The sequence below is a fragment of the Lentisalinibacter sediminis genome (genome assembly GCF_040706615.1).
GTDB lineage: Bacteria > Pseudomonadota > Gammaproteobacteria > Steroidobacterales > Woeseiaceae > Lentisalinibacter > Lentisalinibacter sediminis.
Window position 1 is genome coordinate 173235 of record NZ_JAPDRF010000007.1, and the last position, 26218, is coordinate 199452.

General features: G+C 68.3%; 22 protein-coding genes. 11 read left to right on the top strand and 11 right to left on the bottom strand.

The annotated features are described in order from the left end of the window. Positions 1-19: 19 nt before the first annotated feature. The 3 genes from ACJMKX_RS15785 (at position 20) to waaA (ending at position 3514) form a co-directional block, all read left to right on the top strand. The gene (locus ACJMKX_RS15785) at positions 20-727 is read left to right on the top strand and encodes a TSCPD domain-containing protein (RefSeq protein WP_405227598.1); all 708 of its coding nucleotides are present in this window, start codon (positions 20-22) and stop codon (positions 725-727) included. 68 nt (positions 728-795) lie between these two features. Then, positions 796-2220 (top strand): bifunctional D-glycero-beta-D-manno-heptose-7-phosphate kinase/D-glycero-beta-D-manno-heptose 1-phosphate adenylyltransferase HldE, encoded by a 1425-nt coding sequence (hldE, locus tag ACJMKX_RS15790; protein ID WP_405227879.1) that lies wholly within the window; start codon positions 796-798, stop codon positions 2218-2220. A 16-nt stretch (positions 2221-2236) separates the two neighbouring features. Then, positions 2237-3514, top strand: coding sequence for a lipid IV(A) 3-deoxy-D-manno-octulosonic acid transferase (waaA, locus tag ACJMKX_RS15795; protein ID WP_405227600.1), 1278 nt, complete (start codon positions 2237-2239; stop codon positions 3512-3514). Between the two features lie 17 nt (positions 3515-3531). On the opposite strand, the gene ACJMKX_RS15800 is transcribed toward waaA, so the two are convergent. The 3 genes from ACJMKX_RS15800 to ACJMKX_RS15810 form a co-directional block, all read right to left on the bottom strand. Further along, the gene (locus ACJMKX_RS15800; RefSeq protein WP_405227602.1) at positions 3532-4935 is read right to left on the bottom strand and encodes a TolC family outer membrane protein; all 1404 of its coding nucleotides are present in this window, start codon (positions 4933-4935) and stop codon (positions 3532-3534) included. Between the two features lie 103 nt (positions 4936-5038). Next, a complete protein-coding gene (locus tag ACJMKX_RS15805) occupies positions 5039-5359 on the bottom strand; it encodes a rhodanese-like domain-containing protein (RefSeq protein WP_405227604.1) in 321 nt (106 codons plus the stop codon). Between the two features lie 45 nt (positions 5360-5404). After that, positions 5405-6055, bottom strand: coding sequence for a protein-L-isoaspartate O-methyltransferase family protein (locus ACJMKX_RS15810; RefSeq protein ID WP_405227606.1), 651 nt, complete (start codon positions 6053-6055; stop codon positions 5405-5407). A gap of 245 nt (positions 6056-6300) precedes the next feature. Between ACJMKX_RS15810 and ACJMKX_RS15815 the strand changes: the two genes are divergently transcribed. After that, positions 6301-8604, top strand: a complete 2304-nt coding sequence (locus ACJMKX_RS15815; protein WP_405227608.1) for a bifunctional diguanylate cyclase/phosphodiesterase — start codon at positions 6301-6303, stop codon at positions 8602-8604. 162 nt (positions 8605-8766) lie between these two features. On the opposite strand, the gene ACJMKX_RS15820 is transcribed toward ACJMKX_RS15815, so the two are convergent. Next, entirely contained in the window at positions 8767-10788 is a 2022-nt protein-coding gene (locus ACJMKX_RS15820) for a sodium-translocating pyrophosphatase (RefSeq protein WP_405227610.1), read from the bottom strand. Positions 10789-11058: 270 nt separating this feature from the next. Next, positions 11059-12333: a 6-phosphofructokinase gene (locus ACJMKX_RS15825; RefSeq protein WP_405227612.1), complete on the bottom strand. Its 1275-nt coding sequence runs from the start codon at positions 12331-12333 to the stop codon at positions 11059-11061. A 189-nt stretch (positions 12334-12522) separates the two neighbouring features. Here ACJMKX_RS15825 and ACJMKX_RS15830 point away from each other — a divergent pair, with 189 nt between their 5' ends. After that, the gene (locus tag ACJMKX_RS15830) at positions 12523-13167 is read left to right on the top strand and encodes an adenylate kinase (RefSeq protein WP_405227614.1); all 645 of its coding nucleotides are present in this window, start codon (positions 12523-12525) and stop codon (positions 13165-13167) included. Here the strand turns inward: ACJMKX_RS15830 and rnd are convergent. Beyond that, on the bottom strand, positions 13134-14249 hold the full coding sequence (gene rnd / locus ACJMKX_RS15835; RefSeq protein ID WP_405227616.1) for a ribonuclease D: 1116 nt from the start codon (positions 14247-14249) through the stop codon (positions 13134-13136). The genes ACJMKX_RS15830 and rnd overlap by 34 nt on opposite strands. A gap of 68 nt (positions 14250-14317) precedes the next feature. Here rnd and ACJMKX_RS15840 point away from each other — a divergent pair, with 68 nt between their 5' ends. The 3 genes from ACJMKX_RS15840 to ACJMKX_RS15850 are packed head-to-tail and all read left to right on the top strand — an operon-like array spanning position 14318 to position 16863. Next, a complete protein-coding gene (locus ACJMKX_RS15840; protein WP_405227618.1) occupies positions 14318-14818 on the top strand; it encodes a hypothetical protein in 501 nt (166 codons plus the stop codon). 26 nt (positions 14819-14844) lie between these two features. Then, positions 14845-16206: a UDP-N-acetylmuramate:L-alanyl-gamma-D-glutamyl-meso-diaminopimelate ligase gene (mpl, locus tag ACJMKX_RS15845; protein WP_405227620.1), complete on the top strand. Its 1362-nt coding sequence runs from the start codon at positions 14845-14847 to the stop codon at positions 16204-16206. Positions 16207-16263: 57 nt separating this feature from the next. Beyond that, positions 16264-16863 (top strand): LON peptidase substrate-binding domain-containing protein, encoded by a 600-nt coding sequence (locus ACJMKX_RS15850; protein ID WP_405227622.1) that lies wholly within the window; start codon positions 16264-16266, stop codon positions 16861-16863. Between the two features lie 3 nt (positions 16864-16866). Here ACJMKX_RS15850 and hemL read toward each other — a convergent pair whose 3' ends face one another. After that, complete coding sequence (hemL, locus tag ACJMKX_RS15855; RefSeq protein WP_405227623.1) at positions 16867-18141, bottom strand: glutamate-1-semialdehyde 2,1-aminomutase; 1275 nt, start codon at positions 18139-18141, stop codon at positions 16867-16869. A 143-nt stretch (positions 18142-18284) separates the two neighbouring features. On the opposite strand from hemL, the gene ACJMKX_RS15860 reads away from it, so the two are divergent. Beyond that, positions 18285-18437 carry a rubredoxin gene (locus tag ACJMKX_RS15860; protein ID WP_405227881.1) on the top strand — a complete coding sequence of 51 codons (153 nt, stop codon included), beginning with the start codon at positions 18285-18287 and terminating at the stop codon, positions 18435-18437. Positions 18438-18455: 18 nt separating this feature from the next. Here the strand turns inward: ACJMKX_RS15860 and ACJMKX_RS15865 are convergent, their stop codons facing one another. The 4 genes from ACJMKX_RS15865 to metK all read right to left on the bottom strand — a co-directional run bounded on the left by ACJMKX_RS15865 (position 18456) and on the right by metK (position 22845). Further along, positions 18456-19388 (bottom strand): TraB/GumN family protein, encoded by a 933-nt coding sequence (locus ACJMKX_RS15865; RefSeq protein WP_405227625.1) that lies wholly within the window; start codon positions 19386-19388, stop codon positions 18456-18458. After that, positions 19385-20161, bottom strand: a complete 777-nt coding sequence (locus ACJMKX_RS15870; protein WP_405227627.1) for a metallophosphoesterase — start codon at positions 20159-20161, stop codon at positions 19385-19387. Before ACJMKX_RS15870 ends, ACJMKX_RS15865 begins: the two co-directional genes overlap by 4 nt. Positions 20162-20273: 112 nt before the next feature. Then, positions 20274-21587, bottom strand: coding sequence for an adenosylhomocysteinase (gene ahcY / locus ACJMKX_RS15875; protein ID WP_405227629.1), 1314 nt, complete (start codon positions 21585-21587; stop codon positions 20274-20276). Between the two features lie 97 nt (positions 21588-21684). Next, on the bottom strand, positions 21685-22845 hold the full coding sequence (gene metK / locus ACJMKX_RS15880) for a methionine adenosyltransferase (protein ID WP_405227631.1): 1161 nt from the start codon (positions 22843-22845) through the stop codon (positions 21685-21687). A gap of 196 nt (positions 22846-23041) precedes the next feature. Between metK and tkt the strand changes: the two genes are divergently transcribed. Together tkt and gap are read left to right on the top strand one after the other, a co-directional pair. Continuing rightward, positions 23042-25072 (top strand): transketolase, encoded by a 2031-nt coding sequence (gene tkt / locus ACJMKX_RS15885; RefSeq protein ID WP_405227633.1) that lies wholly within the window; start codon positions 23042-23044, stop codon positions 25070-25072. Positions 25073-25136: 64 nt separating this feature from the next. After that, the gene (gene gap / locus ACJMKX_RS15890; RefSeq protein WP_405227635.1) at positions 25137-26150 is read left to right on the top strand and encodes a type I glyceraldehyde-3-phosphate dehydrogenase; all 1014 of its coding nucleotides are present in this window, start codon (positions 25137-25139) and stop codon (positions 26148-26150) included. Positions 26151-26218 lie beyond the last annotated feature (68 nt).

The window sequence follows — 26218 nt, forward strand, 5'->3', positions numbered from 1 at the left end:
CCAGACGAGGAACCGAAGAATGGCTGCAAAGAAGATAGACAGGAAGATCGTCGGCTACTCCGTGAAGAAGCCGGAAGGCAAGGCGGAGAAGAAGCGCGCGTACGAGGTGGAGCAGGAGGGCGACGGCGCCACCGTCATCCGCATGCACGAGCGGCTCGAGCGCCCGGAGGTGCTGATCGGCTCCACCTACAAGGTGAAGACGCCGGTCTCGGATCACGCGATGTACGTCACCATCAACGACATCGTGCTGAACGAGGACACGCCCCACGAGCAGCGCCGGCCCTTCGAGATCTTCATCAACTCGAAGAACCTCGACCACTACCAGTGGATCGTGGCGCTGACCCGCATCATCTCGGCGGTGTTCCGCAAGGGCGGCGACGTCACGTTCCTGGTGGACGAGCTGAAGGCCGTGTTCGATCCCCGCGGCGGATACTGGCAGCCGGGCGGCAAGTTCATGCCCTCGATCATCGCCGAGCTGGGCCACATCGTGGAGAAGCACCTGCACACCATCGGGCTGCTGAAGCCGGCCGGCCCGGACGAGCACCAGCAGAAGCTGATCGCCGAGAAGCGGGCGGAATTCGAGGCCCGCGCGGCCCAGACCGATGCCTTCTCCGAGAGCGAGTTCCCGGAGGGCGCGCAGCTCTGCGCCAAGTGCAACGTGGCCGCCGTCATCATGATGGACGGCTGCATGACGTGTCTGAGCTGCGGCGAGTCCAAGTGCGGCTGAGCGCAGCGTAAAGGGGCGCTCTCTTTGCTAACATGCCGGGCTTCCGAGGTTTCCCCGGCGGCAAGCTCGTGACCCTGCAGATACCAGACTTCTCCGGCGCCCGTCTCCTGGTGGCCGGGGACCTCATGCTCGACCAGTACTGGTTCGGCGCCACCGGCCGCATCTCGCCGGAGGCGCCCGTGCCGGTCGTCCACGTTCGCGACGGCGAGGAGCGGCCGGGCGGCGCCGCCAACGTGGCGGTGAACCTGGCCGAGCTGGGAGCGCCCGCGGCGCTGGTGGGGATCGTGGGCGCCGACGAGGCCGCCGGGCGCCTCGAGGCGCTGCTGGCGGAGCGGGGCGTCGATTGCCGTTTCGCCGTCTCGCCGGCGGCGCCGACCACCACGAAGCTGCGGGTACTCTCCCGCGGCCAGCAGCTCATCCGTCTGGACCGGGAGGAGACCGCGACCGGAGCCGCCGTCTCGGTGCGGGAACCGTTCGTCTCGGCACTCCGGGATGCCGGGCTCGTCATCCTGTCCGATTACGCCAAGGGGGCGCTGCACGAGGTGGGCCAGCTCATCGCCGCCGCCCGCGAGGCAGGCGTGCCGGTGCTGGTCGACCCGAAGGGTACCGACTTCGCGCGTTACCGGGGCGCCACGCTGCTCACACCGAATCAGGCGGAGTTCGAGGCGGTGGCCGGGAGCGCCGAGGATGACGAAGACCTGCTGCGCCGCGCCCGGCTGATGCTCGACGACCTCGACCTGGAAGCGCTGGTTATCACCCGCAGCGAACGCGGCATGCTGGTGGCGGAGCGCAGCGGGGAAGCGCAGTTCCTGTCAACCGAGGCTCGTGAGGTCTTCGACGTGACCGGCGCCGGCGATACGGTGATCGCCACGCTCGGCGCGGCGATGGCAGCGGGGTCCACGCTCGGCGAGGCAGCGGCGCTGGCCAACCTGGCGGCCGGGCTGGTGGTGCGCAAGATCGGCGTGGCCGGGGTCACCCCGTCCGAACTCAGGGTGGCGCTGCACCAGCGGGGCAAGGGCGGCCGTGGCATGGTGGACGAGACCGCGCTGCTCGAATTCGTGACGGAGGCGCGCAGCCGGGGCGAGCGGATCGTGATGACCAACGGCTGCTTCGACATCCTGCATGCCGGCCACGTCACCTATCTGGAGGAAGCCAAGTCGCTGGGCGACCGGCTGGTGGTGGCCGTGAATACCGATGACTCCGTGCGCCGGCTGAAAGGCGAGGGCCGGCCCGTGAATCCGGTGGAAGACCGCATGGCGGTTCTCGCCGGGCTGGCGGCCGTCGACTGGGTGGTGCCCTTCGCCGAGGAAACGCCCGCCCGCCTGATCGAGGCCGTGCTGCCGGAGGTACTGGTGAAGGGCGGCGATTACAGGCCGGAGGAGATCGCGGGCGGCCCGGCCGTGCTCGCGGCAGGCGGCGAGGTGCGTGTGCTCGCGTTCCGCGAGGGTCGTTCCAGCACCCGTATCATCGAGTCCATCCGCGGCCTGCCCTGAGGCCGGAAGCGCGACGGTGCGATTCGCTTATCAGCTGCTGGTCTACCTGGCCACGCCGTTCGTGTTCTTCTTCTGGCTCTGGCGCGGCTTCACCCGCAAGGGCTATCACGATCGGCTCGGCCAGCGCTTCGGTATCGGCTTCCCGGACATCCGTTCCGGATCGGTCTGGATCCATGCGGTCTCCGTTGGCGAGGTGCAGGCCGCGGCACCGCTGATCAAGGCGCTGAAGGACCGGTTCGTGTCCCGGGCCGTCGTGGTCACCACCGTGACTCCCACCGGCGCCGAGCGGGTGCGCCGCCTGTTCGGCGACGAGGTGGTGCACTGCTTTGCGCCGTTCGAGACGCCGGGCGCGGTGCGTCGCTTCTTCGATCGCATCCGGCCCGAGCTGGCCGTCATCATCGAGACCGAGCTCTGGCCGAACCTCTATGCCGAATGCGGCCGTCGCCGGGTCCCGCTGGTGCTGGCCAGCGCGCGGATCTCGCCCCGCTCGGTGGAACGCTACCGCCACCTGACGCCGCTGTTCCGGGAGGCGCTGTCCCACGGCATCATCATCGCCGCCCAGAGCGAGCAGGACGCGCAGCGCTTCCGCGATCTGGGAGCGGCCCCGGCGCGCACCTTCGTAACCGGCAATATCAAGTTCGACGTGGAAATCGACGAGAGCCTCGCGGCCCGGGGACGGGAGTTTGCGGCGGAGCATTTCCCCGGCCGCAGCGTCTGGATCGCGGCCAGCACCCACGCGGGCGAGGAAGAGATCGTCCTCGCCGCCCACCGGCGTCTGCTCGCAGCCGTACCGGACGCGCTGCTGGTGCTGGTCCCCCGGCATCCCGAACGCTTCCCCGCCGTCGCCGATATGGTCCGGGAGCAGGGCCTCGATTTCGTCAGCCGTACCGGCGGCGAGCGCTGCGATTCCGGGACCCGCGTTTTCCTCGGCGATACGATGGGCGAGCTACCCCTGCTCTATGCCGCGTCGGACATCGCCTTCGTTGCCGGCAGCCTGGTGCCCATCGGCGGGCACAACCTGCTGGAGCCCGCTTCCCTGGGCCTGCCCATCCTCACCGGCCCGCACCTGTTCAATGCCGAGGACATCGCGGCCATGTTCGCGGAGCGGGGCGCCTCCCGGGTGGTCATGGACGAGGCGGAACTCGCCGCTGCGCTGGAGCAGCTGTTTGCCGACGAGGCGGCGCGGCGGGAGATGGGCGAGCGTGCGCGACGGCTGCTGCTGGACAACCGGGGCTCGCTCAGGAGCCTGCTCGAGCTGTTGGAGCCCCTTACCCGGCGGTTCAATGACGGCTGAACCGGGCCGGTGCGGCGTCAGTCGGCCATCTCGCTCCGCGGTACGAGGATAGAGTCGATGTCTTCCAGGTCCTGGATGCGCAGGATGCCGGCTGCCTGCTTCAGCCTCAGCACGTTCAGCAGGTAGTCGTAGCGCGCACGGCGGTAGTTCGTGCGGGCGGAGAAGACTCGCTGCTGGGCGTCCAGCACGTCCACGGTGGTGCGGGTTCCCACCTCGAAGCCGGCCTCCGTCGCCTCCAGCGCCGTCTTCGCCGACGAGAGGGCCTGGCGCAGGGCTTTCACCCGGGAAATCTCCGCCAGGACGCCCAGGTAGGCGTCCCTGGCCTGGCGTTCCGTCTCCCGGGCCACCCGCTGCAGCTGCTCTCTCGCCGCGCGATGCAGGTGGACCGCCTCTCGCACCTGGGCCGAGGTCCTGCCGCCCGAGAACAGCGGGATGCGGAACTCCAGCGCGATGCTGTCCGAGGTCTGATTGTTGAAGACGTCGTTGAAGGGCCCGCCCTCGTTGGAGCGCTCGAATTCCCGGTCGAAGTCGCTGCGCGTGGCGACGAGATCCAGCGTCGGGTAATGACCCGACCGGCGCGAGTCGATCTCCTGGCTTGCGATCTCGGCGTTCAGCCGCGCCGCGATCAGGGCCAGATTCTGCTCGAAAGCGGTGTCCACCCAGTCGTCCTCTTGCGCCGGGTCCGGCGTCTCGAGCGCGAGCTGCTGCCCCGGCGTCTCCAGGTTCTTCAGGTACTCGCCCGTGATCTCGCGCAGGAATTCACGCGCCGAAGCCAGCTGGCGCTTGGCGGCGATCTCCTCGGCGATGGCCTGGTCGTAGGCGGCCTGGGCTTCCTGCACGTCGGTGATGGCGATCAGTCCCACCTCGAAGCGCTGCTGGGCCTGTTCCAGCTGGCGGTCGATGGCGCGCTTGCTCGCCTGGGCGGCCTCGAGCGCGTCTTCCGCGGCGAGCACTTCGAAATAACGGTTGGCCACCCGGACGATCAGGTCCTGCTGGGCCGCCTCGAAGTCCGCCTCGGCGCGGGCCACCTGCTTGCCGGCCTGCTTCAGGCCGACGAACTGGTCCCAGCGGAACACGGTCTGGCGCAGCTCGATCTGCCACTGGGTGGTCTCGATGCTCTCGTCCTCGAAGTCACTGGTGACGGTGATGGTCTCGCCCGTCGGCGATACCTGCTGGAACGCGGAGGCGCCCTCGGCCGTGCCGCGGGTCTCGCTGGCCGAGGCCGAAAGCTGGGGCAGCAGCAGGCCGCGCGCCTGGGGCACGGCCTCTTCCGTCGCCCGGCGATTCGCCTCCGCCTCGCGGATGAGTGGGTCGCTCTGCAGCGCGCGCTGGTAGACCTCCAGCAGAGACTCCGCCCCGGCGGGCAAGGCGGCGAACAGGGCGGCCAGCGGCAGGAGCAGCCTGGATCTGCGGATAACCATCGTTTTCTTCGTATCCTCGTTCTGCGAGACAGGTGTTTTAGTCAGGTATATCACTATAGCACCGCTCTCCGGCCTCTCTCAATAGCGGGGCATGGACACCCGCTCAGTAGCGGGGCATGGACGAGTCCACCTCCGTCGCCCAGGCATCGATGCCTCCGGCCACGTTCACCACGCGCCGGAAGCCGTGTTCCTGCAGCCAGGCGGCCACCCGGTAGCTGCGCATGCCGCCGTGGCAGAGTACGGCCAGCGGCCGCTCCGGATCCAGTTCGCGGTGGCGGTTCGGGACCTGGTTCATCGGGATGGCGACGGCGTCGGCAAGCGACACTATGCCGAGTTCCCACGGCTCGCGCACGTCCAGCACCTGCCAGTCTTCACCGGCGCGGATGCGTGCGGCCAGTTCGGCCGGTGTCAGCTCTTCCACCATCGCAGGATTTCCTCGTGAACGGCGGCCTGCGCGTCCCGTCCCGGCTCAGAAGCGGAATTGGGACGGCGGCTCGGCGTTGCGCAGCGGTTTCAGGACGGTCTCGAACAGGCTCTCGCGGCTCCATTCGTTCTCGCCGGTGCGCGTGATCAGGAAGGCCTCCATGACCGGTGCCTCACCCACCGCCAGGAACAGGCGCCCGTCCATCGCCAGCGCGTCGGCGAAGCGCTGCTCGAAGCGTGGCACCGAGCCGGTCACCGCGATGGCGTCGAATCCGCCTGCCGGGAGTTCCTGCATGGCATCCATGGTCAGAAGTTCGGTGTTGACGATGTCGGACTCCCGCAGCCGGTCGCCCGCGGTGGCGACGAAGTCCGAATAGCAGTCGACGCTGACCACGTGTTCGCCCAGCCGGGCGAGGCAGGCGGTGAGAAAACCGGTGCCCGTGCCGATCTCCAGTACCCGGTCGCCAGGCTCTATCTCCAGCGCCTGCAGCAGCCGGCCCTCCACCTTCGGCGCCATCATGTTCTCGCCGTGGGCCACGGGAATCTCGGTGTCGGCGAACGCCAGGCTCGACCAGGCCTCGGGCACAAACCGTTCGCGGGGAATCTCGCCCAGGACCCGGAGGACCCGGGGCTGCAGCACGTCCCAGGCGCGGATCTGCTGGTCGATCATCTGTTCCCTTGCGATCTCGATATCCATTCTTGATAGCCGTGTTTGATATCCGTGGCAACTGCTCGATTGGCCGCAAGCGGCAGGACGGCGGGTGAGGTTACGGAGTTTACAGAAGGCTGACAAGCGCGCTGCGCGACGATCCAGAGGGCGTTATGGTGAATTGGTCGGCCGTGCCGATACGGATTAGGCTATGCTTGTCGTGCTGAGAGTCTAGGCTCTTGAAACAACAAGAATTTTAACCTGTCCTGCCGCCGGGGACCGATGAGCGAACCATGCCGCCAACCGCACTGATCGTCGCCGTCACCGTTCTGGTGCCGGCGGTACTGGTGCTGGCCATACTGCTCATCGTGCTGCGGCGGCGTTTCCAGGAACGGCTGCGGCGGCTCAACCAGGAGATCGTCGAGGTGTCCGCCGACGCCTCGGTGGGGCGCCGGCTGCGCCCCGCGGACGACCCCGTGCTCGGCCCGCTCGGACGTTCCCTGAACCGCTTGTTCGATGCCCTCGCCGAGAAGGACGAGGCCGTCTTCGAACGTGACCGCGCGCTGCGGCGACTGGTACGCACGATGCCCGAGGTGGTGCTGCTGCACGACGATCGCGTGCAACTCGCCAACGAGTCCGCCGCGCGGCTCGTGGGTCTGGAGGCCGAGCAGCTGGAGGGACGGCCGGTCAGCGACCTCGTGCGCCCGGCCTTCCGGGCGCTGTTCCGACGCACCGTCAGCCGACTGATCGCCGGCGAGATCGGGCCCCAGACGCTGGAGATGCAGCTCATCAACGGCGGCGAGCAAGGCATGTGGGTGGAGGCCGGCATGGCGGTGGTGGCGTGGGGTGATCGCCAGCTGGTGCTCACGGTTGGCCGCGACGTCAGCCATCGCCGGGAGAACGATTCGGGGTTGCGCGGCGACAGGAGACAGGCACTGGCCGTGATCGAGTCCATCGGCGACGGCGTGATCACCACCGATACCCGGGGCCGTATCGAGTACATGAACGGCGAGGCCGAGCTGCTCACCGGCTACGGTCGGGGCGAGGCCGAGGGCCGGCCGTTCGGCGAGATCATGCGGCTGATCGACGAACTCGACAAGCGATCCCTCGGCGACCCGGTGGAGCGGTGTCTGTCCATGCGCCAGCGGGTCAACATGGGGCGACGGGCGCTGATGGTGGGGCGCGACGACGAGCACGAGCATTCCGTCGAGTTGACGGCATCGCCGATCCGTACCGGAGACGGCGACATCCGTGGCGTGGTGGTGGTATTCCAGGACGTGAGCGAAATGCGCGGGCTCACGCGACAGATGAGCTACCAGGCGGCGCACGATGCATTGACCGGTCTCATCAACCGGCGCGAGCTCGAGCGGCGGCTGGAGGAGGCCATCGACAATGCCAGGCGCGAGAAGGCGAACCATGTGCTCTGCTATATGGACCTGGACCGTTTCAAGGCAGTGAACGACACCTGCGGCCACATGGCGGGGGATGCGCTGCTGCGCGAGGTGGCGTCGCTGATCAAGGATCAGGTGCGCGACTCGGATTCGGTTGCGCGCATCGGCGGCGACGAGTTTGGCATGCTCCTGATCGGCTGCCCGCTGGAGAAGGCCCGCCAGATCGCCGGCGACGTGGTGCAGGCGGTGGCGGATCACCGCTTCGTGTGGCAGGACCGCATCTTCACCATCGGCGTCAGCGTCGGCATCGTCGAGCTCGGCCCCGACAGCGGCTCGGTGCAGGACATGCTCGCCGCCGCGGACTCCGCCTGTTACATGGCGAAGCAGCGGGGGCGCGGCCAGGTGCATGTGTACTCCTCGGCGGACGAGGCGGCGGCGCGCGAGCGTGGGGAGATCCAGTGGCTGCGGCGCCTGCAGGACGCCCTGTCGAACGGCGGTTTCGTGCTGGCGACCCAGCCGATCATCGCGCTCGACGCCGAGCGGGAATCCGGGCCTGCGATGGAGGTGCTGCTGCGTTTCCAGGACGCCCAGGGCAGGACCGAGTCGCCGAAGGACTTCCTGCCGGCGGCAGAGCAGTATCACCTGATGCCGCGGATCGACCGCTGGGTGGTCAGCGCAACGCTGACCGCTGTCGCTGCCGGGGACATCCGGGTTCCGGCCGGGCGCAGCTGTATCATCAACCTGTCAGGCCAGACGCTGGGCGATGCGGATTTTCTGGAGTTCGTCGTCGAGTCGCTGGACCGCACGAGCGTTGCCCCGGCCCGGATCTGTTTCGAGATGACGGAGGCGGCGCTGATCATGGAGCCGCGCGAGGCCCAGCGCTTCATCGAGGTGCTGCATGGCATGGGCTGCAAGTTCGCGCTGGACGACTTCGGCAGCGGCCTCGGCGCCTTCTCCAACCTGAAGCATCTGCCCATCGATTATCTGAAGATCGACGGCAGCTTCACCCGCCACCTCGGCCGCGACCCGGTCAACCAGGAGATGGTGAGCGCGATGATCAAGCTCGCCCGGAAGATGAACTTCCGCACCGTGGCCGAACAGGTGGAGGAGCAGCACGACTTCGACATGCTGCGCGAGATGGGCGTGGACTTCGCCCAGGGCTACCTGATCGACCGCCCCCGCCTCTTGGGTGCCGGACCGAACTAATCCAACTTTCGCAACTTTCTAAAGTTTCGGTGTCCGGCACCCAAACTCACAAAAGTTTCATTCCGCAAATTACGGGTGACCGGCACCAAAAAACAAAAAAACCAAAAAAACCGCCGGGCCCCTGGGGAGCCCGGCGGTTCTGGGCCGTCAGGCCGATCCCGATCAGAGCAGCGGCACGATCAGCAGTGCCACGATGTTGATGATCTTGATCAGCGGGTTGATGGCCGGGCCGGCGGTGTCCTTGTAGGGGTCGCCGACCGTGTCGCCGGTGACCGCAGCCTTGTGCGCCTCGGAACCCTTGCCGCCGAAGTTGCCGTCCTCGATGTACTTCTTGGCATTGTCCCAGGCACCGCCGCCGGCGGTCATGGAGATGGCCACGAACAGGCCGGTGATGATCGTGCCGAGCAGCATGCCGCCGAGGGCGATCGGGCCGAGGATCAGGCCCACCACGATCGGCACCAGCACCGGCAGCAGCGAGGGCACCACCATCTCCTTGATGGCGGCCTTGGTCAGCATGTCCACCGCGCGGGAGTAATCCGGCTTCTGGGTGCCTTCCATGATGCCCGGCATCTCCTTGAACTGCCGGCGCACCTCGTTCACCACCGAGCTGGCGGCGCGGCCCACCGCCTCCATCGCCAGGGCGGCGAACAGATACGGCACGAGACCGCCGATCAGCAGGCCGATGATCACCATGGGATCGGACAGTTCGAACTCGAACAGCTGGTCGAAGTTGGCCTCCAGCGCGTGGGTGTAGTCGGCGAACAGCACCAGGGCGGCCAGACCGGCGGAGCCGATGGCGTAGCCCTTGGTCACTGCCTTCGTCGTGTTGCCCACGGCGTCGAGCTGGTCGGTGATGTTGCGCACCTCGGACTCGAGTTCGGCCATCTCGGCGATGCCGCCCGCGTTGTCCGTGATCGGACCGAAGGCATCGAGCGCCACCACGATGCCGGTCATCGACAGCATGGTGGTCGCCGCGATGCCGATGCCGTACAGACCGGCCAGCTCGTGGGCGCCCCAGATGCTGGCGCACACCGCGAGCACCGGCCAGGCCGTCGCCTTCATGGAGACGCCGAGGCCCGCGATGATGTTCGTGGCATGACCGGTCAGTGAAGACTCGGCCACCAGCTGCACCGGCTTGTGGTCGGTGCCGGTGTAGTACTCGGTGATCCAGACCATGAAGGCGGTCAGGGCCAGCCCGATGACCGCAGCGCCGTACAGAACGCCCGCCTCGCCGGTGTCGCCCATCATCACCGTGGTGATCGGATAGAAGGCCGCGGCCGCGAGGACGCCGGCCGCGATCATGCCCTTGTACAGTGCACCCATGATCGAGCCGCTGGCGCCCGCCTTGACGAAGAAGGTGCCGATGATCGAGGCGACGATGGAGGCTGCGCCGAGGACCAGCGGATAGACCCAGGCCGCCCAGCCCCAGTCGGCATGGAACAGCACGCCGAGGAGCATGGTGGCAATGATGGTCACCGCGTAGGTCTCGAACAGGTCCGCGGCCATACCGGCGCAGTCGCCCACATTGTCGCCGACGTTATCGGCGATCACCCCCGGGTTGCGGGGATCGTCCTCGGGGATGCCGGCCTCGACCTTGCCCACCAGGTCGGCGCCGACGTCGGCGCCCTTGGTGAAGATGCCGCCGCCGAGTCGGGCAAAGATGGAGATCAGCGAGCCGCCGAAGGCCAGGCCGACCAGCGCCTTGATGGCCTTCTCGCCCTCGATGCCGAACGCGCCCAGCAGGCCGTAGTAGCCGGCAACGCCGAGCAGGCCCAGGCCGACCACGAGCAGGCCGGTGATCGCGCCGCCGCGGAAGGCGACGTCCAGCGCCGGGTTCAGCCCCTTGCGGGCGGCCTCGGCGGTGCGCACGTTGGCCCGCACGGAGACGAACATGCCGATGTAGCCGGCCATGGCGGAGAACACCGCGCCGATGACGAAGCCGAGCGCCGTCCACCAGTCGAGGGCGAAGCCGACGACGATGGCGAGCACGACGCCGACGATGCCGATGGTCGTGTACTGGCGGTTCATGTAGGCCGCGGCGCCTTCCTGGATCGCTGCGGCGATCTCCTGCATCCGGTCATTGCCGCCGGACTGCTTCAGGACCCACTGGACCGAGAACAGTCCGTACAGGATGGCGAGTACGCCGGCGCCGATGCATAGCCACAGCGCGAGTTCATACGACATGAGTTATTCCTCCCGATCATGTCCACCGATCGGCCCGGCGGACCGTCGGTTGTTCGTGATTGTTCAGCTGGAGTGCCCTCCGCCCGTGCCCCAGGCGGCGGGTACGAGACCGGTCGGGGTTCCGGATCCGCTGCGCAGACGGTGGCGACTCGCACCCCGCTACGGCTGGTTTTCTGATCCGGTGCTCGTTCCGTAACTCGCTGGTTTGTCGGAGTTTATTGGCACTCAAGAGGTCGCCGCCATACGTCCCCGGCGGCGACAGCGCGCGCATCATACCACAAATCGTTTCTTGAGCTTCTTCTTCACCGGCACGTTGCGCAGTTTCGCGTAGACGGGCAGGCCGCGGGAGTACGGGGGGTAGTCCTCGCCGTGGATCAGCGGTGCCAGGTAGCGCCGGGCTGCCCCGGTGATGCCGTAGCCGTCCTGCGTGATGTAGCGTTTCGGCAGCTTCTTCTCCCGGTTGGCCACCCGGCCGAGAGGTGCCTTCTCGATTTTCCAGCGGTAGGGCTTGTCCGAGGTGCGCTTGATTACCGGCAGCACCGCATCCTCGCCGGCCAGCGCCATCTCGACGGCCGCACGGCCCACCGCGTAAGCCTGCTCCACGTCCGTGGCCGAGGCGATGTGGCGTGCGGAGCGCTGCAGGTAGTCGGCGATGGCGTAGTGGAACTTGAAGCCGGTGCCGTCGCGCACCATCGTCGCGACCTCCGACGCCACGCCGCCGAGCTGCACGTGGCCGAAAGCGTCCTTCGTGCCCGCATCGGCCAGGAAGCGCCCGTCCTTGTAGCGGGCACCCTCGGAGACGACGACCACGCAGTAGCCGTAGTCCTTCACGCAGCGCTTCACCCGGGCGAGGAACTTCTTCTTCTCGAACGGGACTTCCGGGAACAGGATGATGTGCGGCGGCTCGTCGGGGCCCTCGCCCGCCAGGCCGGCGGCCGCGGCTATCCAGCCGGCATGCCGGCCCATGACCTCGAGGATGAAGACCTTAGTGGAGGTCTCGGCCATGGAGGCGACGTCCAGCGCTGCCTCCCGGGTGGAGACGGCAACGTACTTCGCCACGGAGCCGAAGCCCGGGCAGTTGTCCGTGACCGGCAGGTCGTTGTCCACCGTCTTCGGCACGCCGATGCAGGTGATGGGGAAGCCGAGCTTGTGGCCGATCTGGGACACCTTGTGGGCCGTGTCCATGGAGTCGTTGCCGCCGTTATAGAAGAAGTAGCCGATGTCGTGGGCCTCGAAGACCTCGATCAGACGCTCGTACTCGCGCCTGTTCTCGTCCAGTCCCTTCAGCTTGTAGCGGGCGGTACCGAACGCCCCGCCCGGGGTATGCTTCAGCTGGGCGATGGCCTTGGCCGACTCCCGGTTGGTGTCGATCAGGTCCTCGGTCAGCGCGCCGATGATCCCGTTGCGGCCGGCGTAGACCTTGCCGATGCGGCCCTTGTGCTGGCGGGCCGTCTCGATGACGCCGCAGGCGCTCGCGTTGATGACGGCGGTGACGCCGCCCGACTGGGCATAGAATGCGTTCTTGGCTGCCTTCTTTGCTGACATGGGATCCCTCGCTCGGCTCAATGGACGACTGGCCGGGGAGCATAGCCAATTTCCGGCCCGCCTTCATGCGGCGGGCTGAATTGACGGCGTCACGGGGAGCGGCTACGGTTGCGCGCCTCACAGGCGTGTTGTCGACTTATCGTCGACTTATTGCCGGCAAGCAGCCGGTATGCGGCAGGGAGTTCAATCATGCGCATCGTTTTGCTCGGCGCCCCCGGCTCCGGAAAGGGGACCCAGGCCCAGCGGCTGATGGCCCGGAAGGGCATCCCGCAGATATCCACCGGCGACCTGCTGCGCGCGGCCGTCGCCTCCGGCAGTGAGCTGGGCCGCAAGGCGAAGGCGGCCATGGACGCCGGCGAACTCGTCTCCGACGATCTCGTGCTCGGCATGATCCGGGAACGACTGAACGAGGACGACGTGGCCGACGGCTTCATCCTGGACGGCTTCCCGCGCAACGAGTCCCAGGCCGGGTCCCTCGACGACCTTCTGGCCGAGCTGGGCCAGCCCCTGGACGCTGCGGTGCTCATGGACGTGGACTTCGACATCCTCATGAAGCGACTGACCGGGCGGCGCACCTGCTCGGCCACCGGCAAGGTGCTCAACATCCATTTCTCGCCGCAGGAAGAGCTGGATGCCTGCCTCGAGGCCGGCGGTGAACTCCTGCAACGCGACGACGATAACGAGGAGACCATCGCCAACCGGCTGCAGGTCTACCGGGAGCAGACCGCGCCGCTGGTGGGTTACTACCGGGACCGGGGCCTGCTGAAGACCGTCAATGCCGAAGGCACCGTGGCGGCCGTCTACGAGCGGCTCGTCTCCGCCGTCGAGGACTGAGCCCGCCGCTCGAGTAGCGTCTCCAGGGCCTCGCCGACCAGTTCCCGGCGCCAGCCGGACAGGGCCCGGAGCCCGTCGCCGCCGGCGGCCGCCCGGCGCAGGTCCTTCTGCGAGGCGATCAGCTCCGGCTCGATGCCGAGTTCCTCGGCCTTGCCCCTGACGACCGCTGCCATCTTCGCCACCAGCGCCTTCTCCGCCGCCGACGGCGCGCCCCGCCGCACCACCGGCGACGGCCCGGCGGCGCCGATAACCCGCAGCAGCTGGTCTCCCGCCCGCCGGGCGAGCCCGGCCGGAACGCCCTCGGTCTCCGCCAGCGCCTCCCGGCTGGTCGGCCGGCCCTGGGCGAGCGCGATGAGTGCCGCATCTTTCAGTATCCACTGCCGGGGCCGGTCGGCCCGCAGCGCTTCTTGCTCCCGCCACACGGCGAGGGCGGCGGCCGCGCCCGCGCTGCGCTCGTCCATGCGGGCGAGGCCCTTCAGCCGCTGCCACGCCGACGCCGGCGCGGGGTCGTAGAGTGCGGGATCCAGCAGCTCGTTGCTGTCGGCCACGGCCCAGTCGAGCCGGCCGACTTCTTCCAGGCGCGCGCCGAGCATGGCGCGCATCTCCTCCAGGTAGCGCACGTCGTCGGCAGCGTACTCGAGCTGTTCGGCGCTGAGCGGCCGGCGGGACCAGTCCGTTCTCGTGTGATGCTTGCCGAGGTCGATGCCGAGCAGTTCCCGGACCAGGGAGGCGTAGCCGATCTGCGCCGGGTAGCCGCACAGGGCGGCGGCCACCTGGGTGTCGAAGATGCGACCGGGCAGACGGCCGGCCGTGCCGAGCAGCACCTCCAGGTCCTGACGCGCGGCGTGCAGGGTCAGCTCGGTGCCGTCGAAGCACCGCCACAACGGTTCCAGGTCCAGACCGGCCAGCGGATCGATGCAGGCGATGCGTTCGTCCGCAGCGAGCTGCACCAGGCAAAGGCGGGCGTGATAGGTGCGCTCCCGAAGAAATTCCGTATCCACCGCGAGCCTCTCGCCGGCCGCGCAGGTTTCCAGGAATTGCTGCAGGGAAGCCTGCGTATCGATGAAGAGGATGTCGCTCATGGGCGGGTCTTTGCCCTCCGGTATTATCGTGAGACTATGCGCTGCATGGGAGGATACACTGCCGCAGCGTGCTGATACTGCTCCGGACACTGACGGGTATCGTGCTGTTGCGGTTGGGGCCGGACGCGCTGCCGCGCTCGTTCTTCCTGGCCGTCCTGCTGTTCGCCGCCATGCTGTGCGCGAGTTTCACCGGGCTGGCCCTGTCCGGCGGCTGGCAGCCCTGGTCTCCCGTCTTCTTCGCGCTCAGCCTCGGCCTGTCGCTCGGCACCTATACCGTCGCCCTGCGGCTGCGCGGCCGTGAGGGCCGTATCCCCCAGACCTTCGCCGCGCTGTTCGGTGCCTCGGCGCTGATCAGCCTCGCCGAGCTGCCGCTGCTCGCCACCGGTGCGCTGGATGCGGAGGGGCAGGGCGGCGTGATGGTGCTGCTGGCGCTCATCGCCTGGTCGATTCTGGTGGACGGCCACATCATGGCGCGGGCGCTGGAGGTGCCGCTGATCGGCGGCACGCTGCTGGCACTGGCCGTGTTCTCGGGTCAGCTCGTGCTGTACCAGCAATTCCCCGCGGCTTGAGGCTCTGCCCGGCGTTCCGTTCGACCATGCACATCCACATCATCGGCATCTGCGGCACCTTCATGGGCGGTATCGCCGGCCTGGCGAAGGCGGCCGGCCACCGGGTCACGGGTTGTGACCGGGAGGTCTATCCGCCGATGAGCGAAGAGCTCGCGCGGCTCGGCATCGAGGTGACCGAGGGCTGGGATCCCGGCCAGCTGGAACCGGCGCCCGACATGGTGGTGATCGGCAACGTGATGAGCCGGGGCAACGCGCTGGTGGAGGCGGTGCTGGAGCGGGGGCTGCCGTACACGTCGGGACCGGCCTGGCTCGCCGAGCACGTGCTGGCCGGGCGGCGCGTGCTGGCGGTGGCCGGCACCCACGGCAAGACCACCACCTCCAGCCTGCTGGCATGGATATTCGAGGCCAACGGACTCGAGCCGGGGTTCCTGATCGGCGGCATCCCGCTCGACTTCGGTGCCTCCGCCCGCCTCGGCGGCTCCGACCTGTTCGTGGTGGAGGCCGACGAGTACGACACGGCGTTCTTCGACAAGCGCGCCAAGTTCGTGCACTACCGGCCCCGGGTGGCGGTGCTGAACAATCTGGAATACGACCACGCCGACATCTACGCGGACATGGCGGCAATCCGCTGGCAGTTCCATCAGCTGATCCGCACGGTGCCGGGCGGCGGACGGCTGGTGGTGCGGGCGGGCGATGCGGAACTCGCCGAGACGCTGGCGATGGGCTGCTGGACACCGGTGGAGACCTTCGCGGCCGGCGGCGCGGCGGACTGGCGGGTGGATTTCGGGCCGGACGGCGAGGGCATCAGCCTGACCGGGCCGGGCGGGGAACGGCTGCAGGACGACTGGCCGCTCGCCGGCGAGCACAACCTGGAGAACACGGCCGCGGCGGTCGCCGCCGCCGTGGCGGTGGGCGTGGAGCCGGCGGCGGCGCTGGCCGCGGTGGCCCGCTTCCGCGGCGTTCGGCGGCGCCTGGAGCTGGCCGCCGAGGGCGGCGGCATCCGGGTGTACGACGACTTCGCCCATCACCCCACCGCCATCGCCAGGACACTGGCGGGCCTGCGCCGGCGCGAGCCCGATGCCCGCATCGTGGTGGCACTGGAGCCGCGCTCGAACACGATGCGTCTGGGCGTGCACCGTGAGACATTGGCCGGCTCGCTCGCCGGCGCCGACCGGGTATTCGTCTTCGCACCCGACGGGCTCGAGTGGGATCTGGCTGCGGCGCTCGCATCGCTGGGCGAGCGGGCCACGTTAACCGGGGACTACGGCGAGATGGCCGCGGGAGTGCTGCGCGAGGTGGCCGCCGGCGATATCCTCGTGCTGATGAGCAACGGCGGCTTCGGCGGATTGCGCGAGCGGGTGGTTGCCGCGCTGACCGCACGCGGCTGAAGCCCGAACGGCGGCTGGCGCATCTGCCGGCTGCCTGGCAGCGAATGGCAGGTGAGCATGAGCGAAACCGAGATCCCGCTGTTCCCCCTGCGCACGGTCCTCTACCCCGAGGGCCCGCTGCCGCTGCGCATCTTCGAGACCCGCTACCTGGATATGATCAGCCGCTGCCTGCGCGAGGACACGGGCTTCGGTGTCGTGCTCATCCGCGAGGGCACAGAGACGGGCACGGCGAGCACCTGCGGCACCGGCACGCTGGCGAAGATCGTCGACTGGTACCAGGGCAGCGACGGGCTGCTGGGCATCACGGCCCAGGGCAGCGACCGATTCCGCGTGGAGTCGGTGCGCCAGGCCCCGGACGGGCTGAACCTCGCGCAGGTCTCCTGGCTTGCGCCGGAGCCCCGGGTGGATGTGCCGGCCGCCTTCCGGCCGATGGTGGATATCCTGCGGGGCGTGCTGGACGACCTCGGCCGGCTGTACGAACTGCTGGAGCGCCGCTACGACGACGCCACGTGGGTCGGTTACCGCTTCGCCGAGATTCTGCCGATCACGCCCGAGCAGAAACAGTTCTGCCTCGAGACCGAGGACGCGCTGCAGCGGCTGGAGATCATCCGCGTGATACTGCGTTCCGCGCAGGAAGCGGACGAAGACGACGGCTGAGCGTCAGTCGGCGACCTCCGCGAAGGCCTCGGCCGCCTTCTCCAGCGTCGTTGCGATCTCCGTCTCGCCGTGGGCGGCCGAGACGAAGCCCGCCTCGAAGGCCGACGGCGCGAGGTAGACGCCGCGCTCGAGCATCGCGTGGAAGAAGCGGCGGAACCGGTCCACGTCGCCGCCCGCGACCTGGCGGTAGGTGCGCACGGGGCCGTCATCGGTGAAGACGAAGCCGAACATGCCGCCCAGTGAACCGGTGGCGAGAGGGACGCCTGCCTCCGCCGCGGCGGAGGCCATGCCGTCCGCCAGTTGCTGAGTCCGCGCCGTCAGGCCCTCGTAGAAACCCTCCTGGTCGATGCCCTCCAGCGTGGCCAGACCCGCGGCCATGGCCACGGGATTGCCGGACAGCGTGCCGGCCTGGTACACGGGGCCGACGGGCGCGATATGCTCCATGATCTCGCGCTTTCCGCCGAAGGCCGCGGCCGGCATGCCGCCGCCGATGACCTTGCCGAAGGTGGTGAGATCCGGTTGGATGCCGAACACCGACTGGGCGCCGCCTTTCGCCACCCGGAATCCGGTCATCACCTCGTCGAAGATGAGCACGGCGCCGGCGGCCGAGCAGGTCTCGCGCAGCGTCTCCAGGAAGCCCGGCACGGGCGGCACGAAATTCATGTTGCCGGCCACCGGCTCGACGATGACGCAGGCGATGCGCTCGCCGTACTCGTCGAACGCTTCCCGCACCTGCTGGCTGTTGTTGAACTCCAGCGTGAGCGTGAGCTCGGCCAGCCCCGCCGGCACGCCCGGCGAACTCGGCACACCGAAGGTGAGCGCCCCGGAGCCGGCGCTGATCAGCAGAGAGTCCGAATGGCCGTGATAGCAGCCCTCGAACTTCACGATCAGATCGCGGCCGGTGTAGCCGCGGGCGAGCCGGATGGCGCTCATGGTGGCCTCGGTCCCGGAGCTCACCATGCGCACCAGCTCCATGGAGGGCACGAGTTCCGTGATCTTGCGGGCGATCTCGGTCTCCAGCACGCAGGGCGCGCCGAACGACAGGCCGTCTTCCGCCGTGCGTTGCACGGCCTCGATGACCGTCGGATGGGCGTGGCCCAGGATCATGGGGCCCCAGGAGCCGACGTAGTCGATCAGCTCCCGGCCGTCCTCGGTCCACACTCGCGGGCCCTTGGCGCGCTTGAAGAACAGCGGCTCGCCGCCCACCGCCGCGAACGCCCGCACGGGGGAGTTCACGCCGCCGGGGATGTACTTGCTGGCTTCGGAAAACAGACTCATGCTTACCTCCTGTGCTGGGCGCATCCTAACCGAGGCCGAACCGCCTTCAAAACCCGCCGGCCGGTCCGTATCATTGCCGTCGACATCCGCTACTGCAAAGCGCTGGGATTTGTCATGAAGAGCGATCTCCCGTGAAGAGCTATATGTGCCTTATCTGCGGCTACGTCTACGACGAAGCCGAGGGCGATGCCGAATCCGGCATCCCGCCGAACACCCGCTGGGAGGACGTGCCGCTGTCCTGGCGCTGCCCCGACTGCGGCGCCGGCAAGGAAGACTTCGAGATGGTCGAGGTGTGAGCGCTCGCGTCTGAACCTTCAGGGCCCGTCGGCGTGGGGCGCCGCGCCGAGCTGCTTCGCCCGGACGCCTTCGGCGGCCAGCATGGCCAGCACGCTGTCCGGTCCGACGAGATGCAGCGCTCCCACCACGACCAGATAGTCGCCGTCACGATCCAGCAGCGCCGCGAGGCGCGGCGCCCACTTGCGATTTCGCTCCGTGACCAGCCGCTGGTACAGGTCCGGATAATGACGCAGTTCCTGCAGTAGCTCGTCGGCCAGGTAGGCGGTATCGCCGCGCCGCCAGGCGTCGACCGTGCGCCCCATGCCCGCCTCGAGATCGTCGATCTCGGCCAGTGATTCGAGCAGCATGTCGCTCTGCAGCGCCATGGGCAGGGTGTCGAAGAAGACGATCTGCTCCTCGAAGGTCTCCAGCCCCTCCACCGGCTTGCCGTCACGGCGGGCGAGGGCAGCCATGTGTACGTCGAGTCCCTGGCGGGGGTCGTAGCCATGGCGCATCAACAGCATCTGGGTGAGCGTGAGCGCAGCAAACCAGGGCTCGGCGCCCTGCAGCCGGTCGAGGTCGATCCCGGCCGCCGCCGCCGCCTCGCGGGCGCGGGCGTATTTCTCGCTGCCCATGAGCGACGCCAGCGTCTCGCCTTCCGGCGGTGTTCCGCGGGCGAACATGACGGCAGACACCATCGCGGAGTCTAGGTCGTCCATGTCCAGCTCCATCACGAGCGCATCGGCTTGCGCGTATGCCTCCCGGATCGGTTCGGGCAGGGGGTAGTCGCTTTCGCGCAGCAGGTGGATGGAGCCGAGCAGCCATACCCGGCTGTCGGCATCGCGGATCTGCCAGAGCGGCAGCCCGTCGGCTCCCGCCGCTGCGGCGGGGGCGCCGAGCACGAGCAGCAGCAGGACGAGCCGGCCGAGGCCCGCCGGGCGAGCTGATCGCGCAGACCGGCAGCGGTTCAAGGCCGGGCTCCCCGCTCGAGCCAGCGCAGCCGGGTGTCGAGGCTGCCGTCGGCGCCCAGCTCCAGCCAGCGCCACGCCGGCGGGCGGTCGTCCACGGCGAATTCGTCACGGCGCGGCATGAACTGCCGGCAGGTGGAGGGCGTCGCCAGCAAGCGGCAATGGTTTCGGCGGCGGTCGAGTTCCTGGTGCACGTGGCCCCAGACGATGCCTCGCACCTGCGTGTGGCGGTCGGCGAGCTGCAGCAGGCCGTCGGGCTCCGCCAGTCCGATGCCGTCCAGCCAGCGGCTGCCCACCGGCACCGGATGGTGGTGCAGGCAGACCAGCGCAGGAGCGTCCGCGTGGGCGGTGAGGTCCGCCTCGACGGCGGCCAGCGCCTCGGCACTCAGGCGTCCGCCCACCTCGCCCTCTGCCCAGGTGGACAGCAGATGCACTCGCCAGGCGCCCGCGTGGACGATTCCGCCGAAGGTGAACGGAGTCTCGGCGAGGACCTCGGTCATGAGGGCGGGGTCGTCGTGATTGCCGGCGAGGCACCACACCGGGGCCCCGCAGCCGGCCAGCAGGTCCCGGAAGCGCTCGTAGGCACCGCGGGATTCGTCCTGGGCGATGTCACCCGTGACCAGCACGGCGTACGGCCCTGCCTCGCCGCACGCGGCGCGCAGCACGGCAGCCAGCGATTCCGCCGTGCGCACGCTGCGCAACTCACCGTCCGCCTCGGCGTAGAGGTGCGGGTCCGTGATGTGCAGTATCTGCATCGTCGTCGAATCGTCAGTCACCGGAGGCTCCTTCCCTCGGATGGCCGGGCATGAAAAAGGGCGGAGCCCGGCCGGGCTCCGCCCCGATCATATCGCGCATCGGCTGCGGCTGCCGCCGCGCCGCGCGAAGGTCTCAGTAGCGGTAATGATCCGGCTTGTAGGGCCCCTCGACCGGTACCCCGATGTAGCGCGCCTGCTCCTCGCTCAGCGTGGTGATGTTCGCGCCGATCTTCTTCAGGTGCAGGCGGGCGACCTTCTCGTCGAGGTGTTTCGGCAGCACGTAGACCCGCTTCTCGTAGTTCTCCGGATGCTGCCAGAGGTCGATCTGTGCCAGCACCTGGTTGGTGAACGAGTTGGACATCACGAAACTCGGATGGCCGGTGCCGCAGCCGAGATTCACCAGCCGGCCCTCCGCCAGCAGGATGATGCGCTTGCCGTCCGGGAAGATCACGTGGTCGACCTGGGGCTTGATGTTCTCCCACTCGAGCTCGCGCAGGTAGGCCACATCGATCTCGTTGTCGAAGTGGCCGATGTTGCAGACGATGGCCTGGTCCTTCATCCGCTCCATGTCCTCGCCGCTGATGATGTGGTAGTTGCCGGTGGCGGTGACGAAGATGTCCGCCTTGTCCAAGGCCTCGTCCAGCGTGACGACGCGGTAGCCTTCCATCGCGGCCTGCAGCGCGCAGATGGGGTCGATCTCGGTGATCCAGACGGTGCAGCCCAGGGCGCGCAGGCTCTGCGCGCTGCCCTTGCCCACATCGCCATAGCCGCAGACCACGGCGATCTTGCCGGCGATCATCACGTCGGTTGCCCGTTTGATCGAGTCGACCAGCGACTCCCGGCAGCCGTAGAGGTTGTCGAACTTGGACTTGGTGACCGAGTCGTTGACGTTGATGGCGGGGCAGCCCAGCGTGCCGTCACGCTGCATCTCGTAGAGCCGCTTGACGCCGGTCGTGGTCTCCTCGGAGAGTCCGCGGATCTCCTCCATCAGTTCCGGATGCTTCTCGTGCACGACCTGGGTCAGGTCGCCGCCGTCGTCCAGCAGCATGTTCGGCTTCCAGCCGTCGGGGCCGGTGATCGTCTGGTCCACGCACCACCAGTACTCCTCCTCGGTCTCGCCCTTCCAGGCGAATACCGGCACGCCGGTGGCGGCGATGGCCGCCGCCGCATGATCCTGGGTGGAGAAGATGTTACAGGAGGACCAGCGCACCTCGGCGCCGAGCGCGGTCAGCGTCTCGATCAGCACCGCCGTCTGGATGGTCATGTGCAGGCAGCCGGCGATGCGTGCCCCCTTGAGAGGCTGCTGATCGGCAAACTCCTCGCGGACGGCGATCAGGCCGGGCATCTCCGTCTCGGCGATGGCGATCTCCTTGCGGCCCCACTCGGCCAGGCCGATGTCGGCTACCCGGTAGTCCTGTGCCGGCATTTCGGCGGCGTTGCTGCTCATTGGGTCTTCTCCGTCAGATGTTCTAAGAGTCTGTTCTTTCGTCCCGCCATGCGGCGCCGATGCATTGCACATGCAGTGCATATGCGTTGCCAATGCATCAGGCGGCGACGGCGCCCCGCAGGGTCTCTGCCACGTCCGTGCGTTCCCAGGTGAAGTCGGCGTCCAGGCGGCCGAAGTGGCCGTAAGCCGCGGTCTTGCGATAGATGGGCCGGACCAGGTCCAGCATCTTCAGGATGCCGTAGGGCGTGAGGTCGAAGTGCTCGCGTACCAGGGCGGTGAGCCGGTCCTCCGGCACCTTGCCCGTGCCGAAGGTGCGCACGGAGATGGAGGTGGGCTCGGCCACGCCGATGGCGTAGGAGACCTGGATCTCGCAACGCTCCGCCAGGCCGGCCGCGACGATGTTCTTGGCTACGTAGCGGCAGGCGTAGGCGGCGGAACGGTCCACCTTGGACGGGTCCTTGCCGGAGAAGGCACCGCCGCCGTGCCGGGCGCTGCCGCCGTAGGTGTCAACGATGATCTTGCGCCCGGTCAGCCCGCAGTCGCCCATGGGGCCGCCGATCACGAAGCTGCCGGTGGGGTTGATGTGATAGACGGTGTCCTTATCGAGCCACTCGGCCGGCAGCACCGGCTTGATGATCTCCTCCATCACGGCTTCGCGCAGCTCTGCCTGGGAGATGTCCGGGGCGTGCTGGGTGGAGAGCACCACCGCGTCGATGGCGAGCGGTTTGTGGTCCTCGTAGCGGAAAGTCACCTGGCTCTTGGCGTCCGGTCGCAGCCAGGTCAGGTCGCCGCACTTGCGCACCTCCGCCTGACGCTTCACCAGGCGGTGGGAGAAGGTGATCGGTGCCGGCATCAGCACGTCGGTCTCGTTGGTGGCATAGCCGAACATGAGCCCCTGATCGCCCGCGCCCTGGCTGCGCCGGTCCTCGCGGTCCACGCCCTGGGCGATGTCGGGCGACTGCTTGCCGATGGCATTCAGGACGGCGCAGGAGTCGCCGTCGAAGCCCATGTCCGAGCTGGTGTAGCCGATGTCCGTGACCACTTCGCGGACCAGGGCCTCGATGTCCACCCAGGCCGTTGTGGTGATCTCGCCCGCTACCATGACCATGCCGGTCTTCACCAGCGTCTCGCAGGCCACGCGGGCATTCTTGTCGTCGGCCAGGATGGCATCCAGCACCGCGTCGGAGATCTGGTCCGCGACTTTGTCCGGGTGGCCCTCGGAGACAGACTCGGAGGTGAACAGGAAGGCATTGCTCATGGGCTTGTTTCCGCAATTGAGACGTTATTGTCGACGTAACAGTCAATGATACAAGAATTTATTCAGGACCCGGCCCGGCCACTTTACGGTTTGCTGCGCAGAAGCGAGACAGGGCAAGCGCGGATCGGTCCGGGCCGCGCTTGCCCGCACCCTACCAAAAAGCGAAAATGCGCGCCTCATCGTTTGGGGAATTCCGATGTCGAGCACCGCAGAAGACACGCGCGCCGGCCGCCCGCCGCGGCGGGAACGGGCCAACGCGCTGCGTGCGCTGTCCATGGACGCCGTGCAGGCGGCGAACTCCGGCCACCCGGGCATGCCGATGGGCATGGCGGATATTGCCGAGGTGCTGTGGAACGACTTCCTGCGACATAATCCTTCGAATCCCCGCTGGGACAACCGGGACCGCTTCGTGCTCTCGAACGGGCACGGCTCGATGCTGCTGTACTCGTTACTGCACCTCACCGGGTACGAGCTGGGTCTGGATGAACTCAGGAATTTCCGCCAGCTGGGCTACCGCACGGCCGGCCACCCCGAGCGCGAGCCGGATCTCGGCATCGAGACCACCACCGGGCCGCTGGGGCAGGGACTGGCGAATGCCGTGGGCATGGCGCTGGCCGAGAAGATGCTGGCGGCCCGCTACAACCGGCCGGACTTCCCGATCGTGGATCACCATACCTACGTGTTCCTGGGTGACGGCTGCCTGATGGAAGGCATCTCCCACGAGGCCTGCTCGCTCGCGGGCACGCTGGGTCTTGGCAAGCTGGTGTGCCTCTACGACGAGAACGGCATCTCCATCGACGGCGAGGTGGACTCCTGGTTCACCGACGATACGCCAGGCCGTTTCGCGGCCTACGGCTGGCACGTCGTCCCGGATGTGGACGGCCACGACCCGGACGCCGTGGCCGAGGCGCTGGAGGCGGCCAGGGCGGAGACGGATCGCCCCACGCTCATCTGCTGCCGCACCGTCATCGGGTACGGCGCACCCACCAAGCAGGGCAGCGCCGATACCCACGGCGCGCCGCTGGGCGAGGACGAGATCGCCGCCGCCCGCGAGGAACTCGGCTGGCATCACCCGCCGTTCGAGGTGCCGGAGCCGGTACGCGCGGCCTGGGACGCGCGCGAGCGGGGCGCCGCGGCCGAAGCGCAGTGGGACCGTCTGCTGGAAGCGTACGGCGAGGCCCATCCCGGGCCGGCTGCCGAATACCGCCGGGTCATGGCGGGCGAGCTGCCGGCGGACTGGGCGGAGGCTGCCGACGCCGCGATCCGCGAGATCGCCGCCGCCGGCGCCGACGTGGCGACCCGCAAGGCCTCGCAGATCGCGCTGAACGCCTTCGCGCCCCGGCTGCCGGAGCTGGTGGGCGGCTCGGCCGATCTCACCGGCTCGAACAACACCTGGCACGACGGCTCGAAGGCCGTGCACGCCGGGGACGCCTCGGGCAACTACGTCTATTTCGGCGTCCGCGAGTTCGCGATGACCGCCATCTGCAACGGCATCGCCCTGCACGGCGGGGTGCGGCCCTACTGCGGCACCTTCCTGGTGTTCTCCGATTACGCCCGCAACGCGGTGCGCATGGCCGCGCTGATGGAGGTGCCGAACATCCTCGTCTACACCCACGACTCCATCGGTCTCGGCGAGGACGGCCCCACCCATCAGCCGATCGAGCACACCGCGAGTCTGCGGCTGATGCCGAATCTGCGGGTCTGGCGGCCCTGCGACACGGTCGAGACGGCCGTGGCGTGGCGCTCGGCCCTGGAGCGGTGCGACGGGCCAACGGCCCTGGTGCTGACCCGCCAGGGGCTGGCGCATCAGCAGCGTGACGGCGAGCGCATCGGGGCGATCGAGAGGGGCGGCTACGTGCTGCGCGAGGCGGAAGGGGACCCGGAGCTCATCCTGATCGCGACGGGCTCCGAGGTGCATCTCGCCATGGCCGCGGCCGAAGAACTGGCCGGCGAGGGTCGCGCAGTACGGGTGGTCTCCATGCCCTGCTGCGAGGTCTTCGACCGCCAGGACCGCGCATATCGCGAGGCGGTGCTGCCGCCGTCGATCACCCGACGGGTGGCCATCGAGGCGGGAGCGACAGCGGGCTGGTGGCGCTACGTCGGGCCCGACGGGGCCGTGATCGGTCTCGACCGCTTCGGCGAGTCCGCCCCGGCAGGAGAATTATTCGAGAAGTTCGGCTTCTCGGTGGAGAATGTAGTAACGGTGGCCCGCAGGCTCGGCGCCTGAGGGCCGTCTGACGGAACGGTCAGCAGAGCAGGCGCGCCTTCGCGCGCCGCACCAGGAGGAATCGATGACTATCAAGCTTGGCATCAACGGCTACGGACGGATCGGACGCATGGTCCTGCGCTCGCTTTACGAGAGTAACCGGCGCGCGGAACTCGAGATCGTGGGCATCAACGATCTCGGCGACGCCGAGACCAACGCCTATCTGACCCGCTACGACACCGCTCACGGCAAGTTCCCGGGTACCGTCGAGGTGGAGGACGATGCGATCGTGGTCAACGGCGACCGCATCCGGGTCATGGCCGAGCGGGATCCGGCGAAGCTCCCCTGGGGCGAACTCGGAGCGGACATCGTGCTGGAGTGTACCGGCCTGTTCCGCACCAAGGAGAAGGCGTCAGCCCACATAAAGGCGGGGGCGAGCAAGGTGCTGATCTCGGCGCCGTCAGGTGGTGATGCCGATGCGACGATCGTCTACGGCGTGAATCACGACACACTTTCCGCTTCGGACACCGTGGTCTCGAATGCATCCTGCACCACCAACTGCCTGGCGCCCATGGTGAAGCCGCTGCACGATGCCATCGGCGTTGAGCACGGCATCATGACCACGATCCATGCCTACACGAACGACCAGGTTCTCACCGACGTTTTCCACAAGGATCTGCGCCGGGCACGCTCGGCGACCATGTCGATGATCCCGACCAAGACCGGTGCGGCCGCGGCCGTGGGGCTGGTGCTGCCCGAGCTGCAGGGCAAGCTGGACGGTTTCGCCGTGCGCGTGCCCACCATCAATGTCTCCATGGTCGATCTGACCTTCGTCGCCTCCCGGGAGACGAGCAAGGAGGAGATCGACAAGATCCTGAAGGAGGCCAGCGAGGGTCCGCTGAAAGGCGTCCTGGCCTACAGCGACGGCCCGCTGGTCTCCGTCGACTTCAACCACGACCCGGCATCCTCCACCTACGACTCGACGCTGACCAAGGTCATGCAGGGCACGCTGGTGAAGGTCTGTGCCTGGTACGACAACGAGTGGGGCTTCTCCAACCGCATGCTGGATACGGCCCTGGCGCTGGCGAAGGCCGGCTGACCCTTCCAACTCCGGCGCGGCGCCGGGCGGCGGCCGCCGGCCGCCGCGGGGCCGTGCCGGCCCACCTC